The following is a 10,811-nucleotide window of genomic DNA, read 5'->3' on the forward strand; positions in this document are numbered from 1 at the left end:
GCAGCGTCGCGCACATCGCGCGCGATCGGCCCGGCCTGGTCGAGCGACGAGGCGAAGGCGACGATGCCCCAGCGCGAGCAGCGGCCGTAGGTCGGCTTGATGCCGACCGTGCCGGTGAAGGCGGCGGGCTGGCGGATCGAGCCGCCCGTATCCGTGGCCGTGGCGCCAGCGCACAGAAAGGCCGAAACGGCGGTTGCCGAACCGCCGGACGAACCACCCGGCACCAGCTGCGCATTGTCGAGGCTGCGCGCGGTCCTCGCGCCGCCGGCCGATACGAAGCCGCCGTCGCCCTGATGCGATGTCGGCATCACCACCGTGTCGATGCGCGACCGCCGCCATGGATTGATGACCGGGCCATAGTAGGAGGTCTCGTTGGACGAGCCCATGGCGAGTTCGTCCATGTTGAGCTTGCCCAGCATGACCGCGCCGTCGGCCCACAGATTGGCAGTAACGGTCGATTCGTAGCGCGGCTTGAAACCATCCAGCACATGGCTGCACGCCTGGGTGTGGATGCCCTCGGTGCCGAACAGGTCCTTGATGCCGAGCGGAATGCCTTCCAGCGTCCCGCCCTCGCCCTTGACGAGCCTGGCGTCGGAGGCCCTGGCCATGTCGCGCGCCTTGTCGGGGGTCACCGCGACATAGGCATTCAGCACCGGATTGGCACGATCAATGGCCGACAGATAGGCCTCGGTAAGATCGGTCGCGGTGATTTCCTTGCCGCGCAGTTTGGCGCGGGCCTGCGAGATCGTCAGTCGTGTCAGGTCGCTCATCGGAGACTCTTTTCGTAGAAAACCGACCATTCGGAGTCGGGATAATCCAGCATCGGGCTGCAGTGCGAGCACCGGGCTCGGTCGTGGGCGGCCGGGCCGGCGCGGTGGCGATCGCGGACGTCCATCAGTGGCGTTTCAATGGCGGTCTCGATTGCCATCGGCCAAGCTACTCCACGACCTTCGGCACGAGGAAGAAATTCTCTTCGGTCGCCGGCGCGTTGGCGACGATGTCGGCCGCCTTGTTGCCGTCGGTGACGACGTCCTGGCGCTTCTTCATCTCCATCGGCGTCACCGAAGTCATCGGCTCGACGCCGGAAACATCGACCTCGTTCAGCTGCTCGACGAAACCCAATATGGCGTTCAGCTCGCCGGTCATGCGTTCGGCGTCCTCCTCGCTCACCGCGATGCGGGCGAGACGCGCGACGCGCTTCACTGTCTGAATATCTACGGACATGTTTTTGCCTCGGGAAAACCAGTTCGGGCTATAGCGGCGCGCCACGCGACGCGCAACATGCGCATGCCCACAATCGGGCGACTGCGCTCGTGGCGGGCGCCGCCCCTCCGAGAGATGGCTGCCGGCGCTGTTAGCGCCGCTGCTAGATCGTAATCGTCTCGCCGATCTGCGGCAGCGCCAGGTCCACGCCCGAACCTTCCAGGCCTGCCTCGAATTTCTCGGCGGTCGGATCAATCATCGGGAACGTGCCGAAGTGACAGGGGACGACGGTATCGAATTTGAAGAAGCGGCGGCAGGCGAGCGCCGCCACCGCGCCGCCCATCGTAAAGCGGTCGCCGATCGGCACGATGCCGATCTTCGGTTCGTGCAACTCGTTGATCAGCGCCATGTCGGAAAAGATGTCGGTGTCGCCCATGTGGTAGAGCGTCTTGTCTTCCGGGAAATGCAGCACCAGGCCGCCCGGATTGCCGAGATAGGTGTTCTGGCCGCCCTCGCCCGGAAACGAGGATGAGTGCAGCGCCTGGACGAATGTGGTGGTGAAGCCGCCGCAATCGACAGTGCCGCCGATGTTGCCGGGATTGATCTTCTGGTCGCTGACGCCCTTGCCGACCAGATACATGCAGACCTCGAAATTCGCCACCAGCTGGGCGCCGCTCTTGCCGAGCACTTCCACCGCGCCGCTGATGTGGTCGCTGTGGCCATGCGTCAGCAGCACATGCGTCACTCCCTCGGCCGGCCCTTCCCAGCCCCCCGTCCAGGACGGATTGCCGATCAGGTAGGGATCGATGAGGATCCTTGCATCAGCGGTTTCGATGCGGAAGGCCGAATGGCCGTACCATGTCAGTTTCATTGAACGCATTCCTCGATTTTTGCCTTGCCAGAAGATAGAACGCCGATGGCCCCGAGATCAAAGGGTTCTGTGTTCGTCGCGTGTTTGTGAGAGCGCGCGACGTTGAGAGGTGAAGGAAGAGCCTTGGCAATTATCGCGATCGAGGACCTGCCTGCGCGTCTCGGCAACGGCAAGACGCTGGCGGGACTCGATCTCGGCGACAAGACGATCGGCGTGGCGGTCTCGGACCAGAGGTTTTCCTTCGCCCATCCGCGCCCGGTCATCATGCGAAAGAAGTTCTCGCTCGACGCGGCTGTGTTGCTGGCGTTGCTGCAGAAGGAAAATGTCGGCGCCGTGGCGATCGGGCTGCCGATCAACATGGACGGATCGGAAGGTCCGCGCGCGCAAAAATCACGCGCCTTTGTGCGCAACATGGCGCAGATGAGCGACCTGCCCTTCGTGCTCTGGGACGAAAGACTGTCGACGGTCGCGGCCGAAAGGACGCTGATCGAGATGGATTTCTCCCGCCGCAAGCGCGCCGGCAAGATCGATTCGGCGGCAGCGGCTTTTATTCTGCAGGGAGTTTTGGATCGGCTTCAGTCGCTTCTTGCATCCGATCGGACGGAGCCGCCCAGCGACGCTTGATCCAGCCTGTGATCTCGCGGCGGCGCCGAAACGCCCATAGCGCCATCAGCAGAAACCCGTCGAAGACACAGGCTTTTGCCACCATGCCCGGAATGATCGCCGGATCGATGCCGAGCATTTGGCCATAGAGCTCGAAGACGAAATCATGCAGTTTCCGGCTGAGCATGAGATAGCCGAAATTCATGTCGTTGAGCGACAGGTAGAACCAACCCCAGAAGAGCGCCATTGGAGCCGCCCACAATGCGAAGATGTAGCGCATCAGCGGCCACCTGCCGGATTGGAACCCGTCCGGCCCGATATAAGGGAAAGCAGGGAATTGTGCGCCGCGGCCTTCGCCATGCCGTGCGCGGCGGCACGGACCTCGCTCTCTTGAGGGACGCTCGCCGCGAGTGACGAACGACGCTCGGCAAGGATGGCGACGTAGGAGGCCAGAAGCGCCGCGAGTTGCACCGCGACGACCATGAACAGGCCCTTGATCCCCTGCGCGGCGCCGCCGATGACGACGAGCGACAACAGGCTGGAGGCGGAAATGAAGGCAATACGGACGACGCTATCGACGCCCCGGCTGGTCGCATCGTTGACCAGGGTTTCGACGAAAGCCCAGAAGAACAACACCGCGACGACAAGCAAAGCCGTGGCAAGGGGCGCCACGACGCCGAAATTGTCGAAATCGGCGATGCGGGCATTCTCGCTTGCGACACCCAGCACGCCAAGTGCCGCCGACACGCCGCGATTGCCATCGATGCAGAGGAATGCAAGCAGGGCAAAGACGATCGCCCAATGCAAGGCCAGAAAAGAGGTCAGTACGTATCGCATCCGGGTTCCTGCTTGGACAGGAAAGACAGTGGCCCCTGGCGTCCGCCATCGCAATGGAAACCATTTGTTAAGGTTAACGACAATTAATCATGTTCACGGTTTTCCTCCTACCGCGGACTTCGTGCTCAGGCGTGATGTGGCGCCGCTCAGTTCACCGGCGGATAAAGCGTGTCTATGATCATGCGCGCGTCATGGCGCGAATCGAGCATGCCGTAGGTATTGCGCCATTGCCCACCCAGGCGCGTCTCGACGAAGGCATCGGCGATCCGCCCTGCCCCCAGCCTGCGCAATTCGGCCGCCGCGGCCGACAGCGCCAGTTGCTCGGTGAGCAGCCGGGCCGACCCCTCATCGGTCGAAGCGACCTGCATCGCCGCCTTCAGCACGCCGATGGTGCCCCGTCCGCCGGCGCCGAGATCACGATCGATGCCGGCCAGCACGTCCTCGAAAAGGCCCGGCGCGCGGCCGAGCACGCGCAGCACATCGAGCGCCATGACATTGCCCGAGCCCTCCCAGATCGCGTTGACCGGGGCTTCGCGATAGTAGCGGGCCAGCGGCGCCTCCTCGACATAGCCATTGCCGCCAAGACACTCCATCGCTTCGTAGAGCAGCGGCGGGGCGATCTTGCACACCCAGTATTTGACGACCGGCGTCATGGCGCGGGCGAAAGCCGCCTCGCCGCGATCGCTGGCGGCCTCGTCGAAGGAGCGCGCCAGCCGGAACGACAATGCGGTGGCGGCGGCGACGTCGAGCGCCATGTCGGCCAGCACGCGCTGCATCAGCGGCTGCTCGATCAGCGTCGAGCCGAACACCTGGCGATGGCGGGCGTGATGAACGGCCTCGGCGAGCCCCGCGCGCATGATCGCCGAAGACGCCACGGCGCAGTCGAGCCTGGTCAGGGTGACCATGTCCATGATCGTCTTGACGCCGGCGCCGGGCTCGCCGACCATCTCTCCGATGGCGTTGACGAACTCCACTTCGGAAGACGCGTTCGAGCGATTGCCGAGCTTGTCCTTCAATCGCTGGAACCGGAAGCCATTGCCCGACCCGTCGCCGAGGACGCGCGGCACCAGGAAGCAGGACAATCCCTCCGGCGCCTGTCCCAGCACCAGGAACGCATCCGACATCGGCGCCGACATGAACCATTTGTGTCCGCTCAGGCGGTAGAAGCCGCTGCCGGCGCGTTCGGCCCTTGTCACATTGGCGCGCACATCGGTGCCGCCCTGTTTCTCGGTCATGCCCATGCCGAGCGTCAATCCAGCCTTCTCGACCGGCGGCTTCTGGCTCTGGTCATATTTGCGCGTCGTAACGCGCGGCGCCCATTCGCGAAACAATTTTGGGCTCGCCATCAAGGCAGCCAGCGAGGCGCTGGTCATGGTGATGGGGCAGAGATGCCCGGTCTCGAGTTCCGCCGTCAGATAGAATCGGGCAGCTCGGACCTGATGGCGGCGGCCGATCTCGGCATCGCCGTTTTCCCAGACCGAGGAATGCAGGCCGTTCGTCACCGAGCGACGCATCAGGGCATGGTAGGCCGGATGGAATTCGACCAGGTCGATGCGCCGTCCCTGGCGATCATGCGTCCTGAGCTTGGGTATCTCGACATTGGCGAGACGCGCCAGTTCCTGCGCTTCCTGCGTCAGCACGAAGCGGCCGAGGCCATCGAGATCCCTGCGCACAGGCTCGGAAAAGCGCTCGGCAAGCTGGATCAGCAAAGGATCTCCGCGCCAGGCGTTGCCGCCCGTCAGCGGCGGCGGCTGGTTCGTCACGTCGTCGGTCACGCCCAATCCTTCTGTCGGTCCTTGTCGTCGCAAGGCCACGAATCCGAGGCCACCGGCTAGATATAGCCAAGGCAAGCAACGCGCGCGATGAAAATACCGGGGAGAAAGGCGTCAATCCAAAGCTGGCGCTTGCAGCCGCAAAATCTCCACCCTATAGCAGCGCCTTGAGATGACCGACGCATCGTCCCTGCCACTCTATCCTCACCGCCATCTTCTGGGCATCCGCGACCTTTCCCCCGCCGATATCGAGCTCTTGCTCGACAGGGCGGACAGGGCGGTCGCGATCTCGCGGCAGTCCGAGAAAAAGACTTCGACGCTGCGCGGCCGCACCCAGATCAACCTCTTCTATGAATCCTCGACGCGCACGCAGTCGTCGTTCGAACTGGCCGGAAAGCGGCTCGGCGCCGATGTCATGAACATGTCGGTGGCGAGTTCCTCGGTTAAGAAGGGCGAGACACTCATCGACACGGCGATGACGCTGAACGCCATGCGGCCAGACATTTTGATCATCCGCCATCAGTCTGCGGGCGCCGCCGCCCTGCTAGCGCAGAAAGTCGGATGCTCGGTCGTCAATGCCGGCGATGGCGCCCATGAACACCCGACTCAGGCGCTGCTCGACGCGCTGACCATCCGCCGCGCCAGGGGGCCGCTGTCGAAGCTGATCGTCGCGATTTGCGGCGACATCCTGCATTCGCGCGTCGCGCGCTCCAACATCATGCTGCTCAACGCGCTCGGCGCGCAGGTGCGGGTCGTGGCGCCTTCGACGCTGCTGCCGAGCGGAATCGAGAAAATGGGCGTGGTCGTCACCCGCTCGATGGCCGAAGGCCTCAAGGGCGCCGACGTGGTGATGATGCTGCGGCTGCAGCGCGAGCGGATGCAAGGCGCCTTCGTGCCCTCGGTTCGCGAATATTTCCGCTATTTCGGCCTCGACGCAGAGAAGTTGAAGGCGGCCAAAGACGACGCGCTGGTGATGCATCCGGGCCCGATGAACCGCGGCGTCGAGATCGCCTCGGAAATTGCCGACGGTCCGCAAAGCGTCATCCAGGAACAGGTGGAGATGGGCGTCGCCGTGCGCATGGCGGTGATGGAAGCGCTGCTCGATCCGCGCCGCAACCACGAGGGCCGTGGCGCATGAGCACGACGGTCTTCGAACGCGCCCGCATCGTCGACCCGTCGCGCGGCATCGACGAAGTCGGAACCGTCATCGTCGAGGGCCGCAAGATCGTCGCCGCCGGCAAGGCGGCGCTCAACCAGGGCGCGCCAGAAGGGGCTATCGCGATCGACTGCGCCGGCAAGGCGATCATTCCAGGCCTGATCGACGGCCGGGTCTTCATCGGCGAGCCGGGCGGCGAACATCGCGAAACCATCGCCTCGGCAAGCGTCGCGGCCGCCGCCGGCGGTGTCACCTCCATCGTGATGATGCCGGACACCGATCCGGTGATCGACAATGTGGCTCTGGTCGAGTTCGTGCTGCGCACCGCCAGGGACACGGCGATCGTAAACATCTTTCCGGCGGCGGCGATCACCAAGGGCCTGGACGGCCGCGAAATGACCGAGTTCGGCCTGCTGCGCGAGGCAGGCGCCGTCGCCTTCACGGATGGCCGGCACACCATCGCAAGCGCGCTGGTGATGCGCCGCGCGCTGACCTACGCGCGCGACTTCGACGCCACCGTCATGCATGAGACGCAGGATGCCGACCTCGCCTCGTCAGGCGTGATGAACGAAGGCCTGTATGCCAGTTGGCTCGGCCTTTCCGGCATTCCGCGCGAGGCCGAATCCATCCCGCTGGAGCGCGACCTCGCGCTGGCGCGGCTGACGCAGGGTTCCTACCACGCGGCGAAGATCTCGACCGCGATGGCGGCGGAAGCGGTGACACGCGCGCGGGCCGATGGCGCGAGAGTCACGGCGGGCGTCTCGATCCACAATCTTTCGCTCAACGAAAACGATGTCGGCGAATACCGCACCTTCTTCCGCCTGACACCGCCGCTGCGCGCCGAAGAAGACCGTCTGGCGATGATCGAGGCGGTCAGGACCGGCTCGATCGACATCATCGTTTCCTCGCACGACCCGCAGGACGTGGACACCAAGCGCCTGCCCTTCGCCGATGCGGCGGCGGGCGCCATCGGGCTCGAGACCCTGCTGGGCGCAGCATTGCGGCTCTACCACAATGGCGATGTGCCCTTGCTCAGGTTGATCGAGACCTTGTCCACGGGGCCGGCACGGCTGTTCGGCCTGCCCGGCGGCAGCCTGAAGCCGGGTTCCATAGCCGATCTTGCGCTTGTCGATCTCGACGAACCGTGGATCGTCAGCGAGAGCGGCATCCGTTCGCGCTCCAAGAATACCTGTTTCGAAGGTGCACGCCTGCAGGGCAAGGTCTTGCAAACACTTGTCGCGGGCCGCACAGTGTTCTCCGTCTGATCCGGCCACCGCGCATCGCGCGGTCTCTTGGCACATCTTGGGAATGCGGGGGAAAACAATGATTTACAGCCTGATCCTTGCGCTGGTGTTCGGCTATCTGCTGGGCTCGATTCCGTTCGGGCTCCTGCTCACCCGCGCCGCCGGCCTGGGTGACGTGCGCAACATCGGCTCGGGCAATATCGGCGCCACCAATGTGCTTCGCACAGGCAACAAGGGCCTCGCCGCGGCGACCTTGCTGCTCGACGCGCTGAAGGGCACCGCCGCCGTGCTGATCGCTAGCCATTTCGCGCCCGACCTGGCGGTCTGGGCCGGTCTCGGCGCCTTTCTCGGGCATCTTTTCCCGGTGTGGCTGGGCTTCAAGGGCGGCAAGGGTGTCGCGACCTATCTCGGCGTCTTGATCGGCCTTGCCTGGCAGGTCGCGTTGATCTTCGCCGCCGTCTGGCTGGTGATGGCCTTGCTGTTCCGCTTCTCGTCGCTCGCGGCGCTCGTGGCGGCCGTCATCGTGCCGATCGCTTTGTATTTCCTGAGCACGCCGCAGATAGCCGTCCTGTTCGTGGCGATGAGCGTCGTCGTTTTCATCAAGCACCGCGCCAACATCTCCCGCCTCCTCGCCGGCAGCGAGGGCAAGATCGGAGCCAAGGGGTGAGCGAGCGCGCCACAGCAATCAGCGAGCCGGTGGCCGGGCCGCGGCTCAGCGACCGGCAGCGGCTGAGCTGGCTGAGGCTGATCCGAACCCCGAATGTCGGACCGGCTTCCTTCCGCGACCTGATCAACCGCTTCGGCTCGGCCGAGGCCGCGCTTGAGATCCTGCCGGAGCTGATGATTTCGGGCGGCGCCAGCCGGATCGCCCGCATTCCATCGATCGGTGAGGCCGAAGCCGAGATGGAGGCAGCCCGGCGGGCCGGCGCGCGCTTTGTCGGCATCGGCGAGCCCGACTACCCACGGCTGCTGCTGAGCATGGACAATCCACCGCCGCTGTTGGCGGTCAAGGGCAACGCCGCCGTGTTCCGGCTGCCGGGGGTTGCCATCGTCGGCGCGCGCAACGCATCGCTGGCCGGCATCAAGATGGCGCGCATGCTGGCGGCGGACCTCGGCGCTGAAGGCTATGGCATCGTCTCGGGCTTGGCGCGCGGCATCGACACGGCGGCCCATCAAGGCAGTCTGTCGACCGGCACGATCGGTGTCCTGGCGGGAGGACTCGACCAGCCCTACCCGCCCGAAAATGTCGGACTTTGCGACGACATCGCCGAGCGTGGCGCCATCATTTCGGAAATGCCATTCGGCTGGCAGCCGCGCGCGCAGGATTTCCCGCGCCGCAACCGTCTTGTCGCCGGCGCCGCTCTCGGTCTCGTGGTGATCGAGGCTGCGCAACGCTCTGGCTCGCTGATCAGCGCCAGGCTTGCCGGCGAGATGGGGCGGCTGGTGTTCGCCGTGCCCGGTTCGCCGCTCGATCCACGAGCCGCCGGCACCAACGGCCTGCTCAAGGACGGCGCCACGCTGGTCACCGAGGCAGCGGACATCTCAAGGGCGATCACCCCGCTGACCGGCATGCGAGCCCCCGATGTGCCGCCGTTTGAAGACCCGCCCGACTTCTCGGTCACGCCACCGCCGGGCGAAAGCGATCGCGCCCGTGTGCTGGAGGCGCTCGGCCCGACGCCGGTGCCTGTCGACGAGATCATCCGCCACACCGGCCTGCATCCGGCCCAGGTCTTCATGGTGCTGCTCGAACTCGACCTCGCTGGCCGGCTCGAGCGCCATGCCGGCGGTCAAGTCTCGCTGGTTTTTGGAGAAGCATGACGCCCGGCCCGGCAACGGGCCGATTTGATCTCGCACAACGCAACGAGCGTCGCGGCCTCGCAGGATCCTGCCATGATTCTGAATCTACTCATCGGCACTGTCGTCATAAGCCTGACGGTCCTGGTCCACACCTTCGGCTTGATCGGGGTTACCCATGCGATGGGTCACCTGGTTGCTCGCTTTCGCATGCATGGACACCGCAGCCGCGTCCTCGCCATGATCAGCGTGGTGATGGGCCTCTTCGCCGTGATGACCGCGGAGGTCTGGATATGGGCAGGCGTCTACCGGCTGCTGGATATCTTCGCCGACTTTGAAACCGCGCTGTACTTTTCGACCATCACCTTTTCGACGGTCGGCTACGGCGACGTCGTGCCCGCGCATGCGTGGCGTGTCCTGGCCGCGCTCGAAGGCGTCAATGGATTTCTTCTTATCGGCTGGTCGACCGCATACCTCGTCGCGGCGGGAACACGTGTTGGCCCGTTCAAGGCCGGGGAGCATTTCTGACCGGGCAATGGCTTAGGGCAATTCCGGGTAGACAGGCCTGAAACGCAAAAAGCCCGCCGGCCGGAGTCAGCGGGCTTCGCTTCGGAACAAATATTATGACGGGCTGTCTGGAACGGTAACAATAAACGATGGAGGCGGAGCTGCCGTCACCACAGACAGTCTATCGCGCTTCGTAAAAGTTGGCTTGGTGTAATGCTTCTTCATGGATTGCTCCCTCCGCTTTTCCCCTCGATACGAAAATACCTTCCGCCCAGTACGACTGCAAGCGGAAGACAAAAATCGGCGATATGGAATCCCAAGACGCATGCCGATGTATCTCACCGTTTTCCGATGAACGATGAACTTGCCCTATAGAGCAAGATGCTGTTAGTTAACGTCTGGAATAACAGCGGCTGAACTTTATCAGCCAATGAGTGATCGGGGGCGTTTATGAAATTTGCAGCAAAAGCCGCACTGTCTGTCGTTGTGGGATTGATCTGTGTAGATCAGGCTCTCGCAGAAAATTGTACATGCTCAACTGCTTACAAGGGGAGCTCTATAGGGTCTGTCGGCCAGGTAAACGGCGAGGTACTGATGTCGCAGGCAGCAGGCTATGGCCCTGCGAAATCCGGAGACGGGCTTAACATCGGCAGTCACGTCAATGTAGGCAAAAAGGCCTCGGCATCGGTTGTCATTGGTGGCTGTAACCTCACCCTTCCGGCGAATTCAAGTCTCGATATCTCTCTCGCCGACGGCAAGATTTGCGTGAAAGTTCAAGAGTTTCAGCAATCTGCGGGAGCTGTGCAGCCTAGATCCTACGTGCC

General features: G+C 64.0%; 13 protein-coding genes. 7 read left to right on the plus strand and 6 right to left on the minus strand.

Features of this window, described 5'->3' with window-relative positions:
• From WC739_RS21910 to WC739_RS21920, 3 genes are all read right to left on the minus strand, one after another.
• The coding region (locus WC739_RS21910) for an amidase (RefSeq protein WP_372955091.1) at positions 1-770 on the minus strand (770 nt) is incomplete at its 3' end.
• Between the two features lie 166 nt (positions 771-936).
• Entirely contained in the window at positions 937-1,224 is a 288-nt protein-coding gene (gene gatC / locus WC739_RS21915; RefSeq protein ID WP_372955092.1) for an Asp-tRNA(Asn)/Glu-tRNA(Gln) amidotransferase subunit GatC, read from the minus strand.
• A 142-nt stretch (positions 1,225-1,366) separates the two neighbouring features.
• Positions 1,367-2,074: a metal-dependent hydrolase gene (locus tag WC739_RS21920; RefSeq protein ID WP_372955093.1), complete on the minus strand. Its 708-nt coding sequence runs from the start codon at positions 2,072-2,074 to the stop codon at positions 1,367-1,369.
• Positions 2,075-2,197: 123 nt separating this feature from the next.
• Between WC739_RS21920 and ruvX the strand changes: the two genes are divergently transcribed.
• A complete protein-coding gene (gene ruvX / locus WC739_RS21925; protein ID WP_372955094.1) occupies positions 2,198-2,698 on the plus strand; it encodes a Holliday junction resolvase RuvX in 501 nt (166 codons plus the stop codon).
• Here ruvX and WC739_RS21930 read toward each other — a convergent pair.
• The 3 genes from WC739_RS21930 to WC739_RS21940 all read right to left on the minus strand — a co-directional run bounded on the left by WC739_RS21930 (position 2,622) and on the right by WC739_RS21940 (position 5,289).
• Positions 2,622-2,957: a DUF6105 family protein gene (locus WC739_RS21930; RefSeq protein ID WP_372955095.1), complete on the minus strand. Its 336-nt coding sequence runs from the start codon at positions 2,955-2,957 to the stop codon at positions 2,622-2,624. The genes ruvX and WC739_RS21930 overlap by 77 nt on opposite strands.
• On the minus strand, positions 2,957-3,514 hold the full coding sequence (locus WC739_RS21935; protein WP_372955096.1) for a hypothetical protein: 558 nt from the start codon (positions 3,512-3,514) through the stop codon (positions 2,957-2,959). Before WC739_RS21935 ends, WC739_RS21930 begins: the two co-directional genes overlap by 1 nt.
• A gap of 146 nt (positions 3,515-3,660) precedes the next feature.
• Positions 3,661-5,289, minus strand: coding sequence for a DNA alkylation response protein (locus tag WC739_RS21940; protein ID WP_372955097.1), 1,629 nt, complete (start codon positions 5,287-5,289; stop codon positions 3,661-3,663).
• Positions 5,290-5,458: 169 nt separating this feature from the next.
• Between WC739_RS21940 and WC739_RS21945 the strand changes: the two genes are divergently transcribed.
• The 6 genes from WC739_RS21945 to WC739_RS21970 form a co-directional block, all read left to right on the plus strand.
• Positions 5,459-6,424, plus strand: a complete 966-nt coding sequence (locus WC739_RS21945) for an aspartate carbamoyltransferase catalytic subunit (RefSeq protein ID WP_372955098.1) — start codon at positions 5,459-5,461, stop codon at positions 6,422-6,424.
• On the plus strand, positions 6,421-7,707 hold the full coding sequence (locus WC739_RS21950) for a dihydroorotase (protein ID WP_372955099.1): 1,287 nt from the start codon (positions 6,421-6,423) through the stop codon (positions 7,705-7,707). Before WC739_RS21945 ends, WC739_RS21950 begins: the two co-directional genes overlap by 4 nt.
• A gap of 58 nt (positions 7,708-7,765) precedes the next feature.
• Complete coding sequence (plsY, locus tag WC739_RS21955; RefSeq protein ID WP_372955100.1) at positions 7,766-8,353, plus strand: glycerol-3-phosphate 1-O-acyltransferase PlsY; 588 nt, start codon at positions 7,766-7,768, stop codon at positions 8,351-8,353.
• Between the two features lie 17 nt (positions 8,354-8,370).
• On the plus strand, positions 8,371-9,504 hold the full coding sequence (gene dprA / locus WC739_RS21960; RefSeq protein WP_372955103.1) for a DNA-processing protein DprA: 1,134 nt from the start codon (positions 8,371-8,373) through the stop codon (positions 9,502-9,504).
• Positions 9,505-9,576: 72 nt separating this feature from the next.
• Positions 9,577-10,008, plus strand: coding sequence for a potassium channel family protein (locus tag WC739_RS21965; RefSeq protein ID WP_372955101.1), 432 nt, complete (start codon positions 9,577-9,579; stop codon positions 10,006-10,008).
• 429 nt (positions 10,009-10,437) lie between these two features.
• Positions 10,438-10,811 (plus strand): hypothetical protein (locus WC739_RS21970; RefSeq protein ID WP_372955102.1); only part of this gene is annotated, 374 nt, incomplete at its 3' end.

This window comes from Mesorhizobium sp. (genome assembly GCF_041661565.1).
Taxonomy (GTDB): domain Bacteria; phylum Pseudomonadota; class Alphaproteobacteria; order Rhizobiales; family Rhizobiaceae; genus Mesorhizobium.

Bases quoted from the DNA above. Each gene is read 5' to 3' on its own strand.
- gatC (WP_372955092.1), bottom strand. From the start codon at position 1,224: ATGTCCGTAGATATTCAGACAGTGAAGCGCGTCGCGCGTCTCGCCCGC.
- WC739_RS21920 (WP_372955093.1), bottom strand. From the start codon at position 2,074: ATGAAACTGACATGGTACGGCCATTCGGCCTTCCGCATCGAAACCGCT.
- WC739_RS21930 (WP_372955095.1), bottom strand. From the start codon at position 2,957: ATGCGCTACATCTTCGCATTGTGGGCGGCTCCAATGGCGCTCTTCTGG.
- WC739_RS21935 (WP_372955096.1), bottom strand. From the start codon at position 3,514: ATGCGATACGTACTGACCTCTTTTCTGGCCTTGCATTGGGCGATCGTC.
- WC739_RS21945 (WP_372955098.1), top strand. From the start codon at position 5,459: ATGACCGACGCATCGTCCCTGCCACTCTATCCTCACCGCCATCTTCTG.
- WC739_RS21950 (WP_372955099.1), top strand. From the start codon at position 6,421: ATGAGCACGACGGTCTTCGAACGCGCCCGCATCGTCGACCCGTCGCGC.
- plsY (WP_372955100.1), top strand. From the start codon at position 7,766: ATGATTTACAGCCTGATCCTTGCGCTGGTGTTCGGCTATCTGCTGGGC.
- WC739_RS21965 (WP_372955101.1), top strand. From the start codon at position 9,577: ATGATTCTGAATCTACTCATCGGCACTGTCGTCATAAGCCTGACGGTC.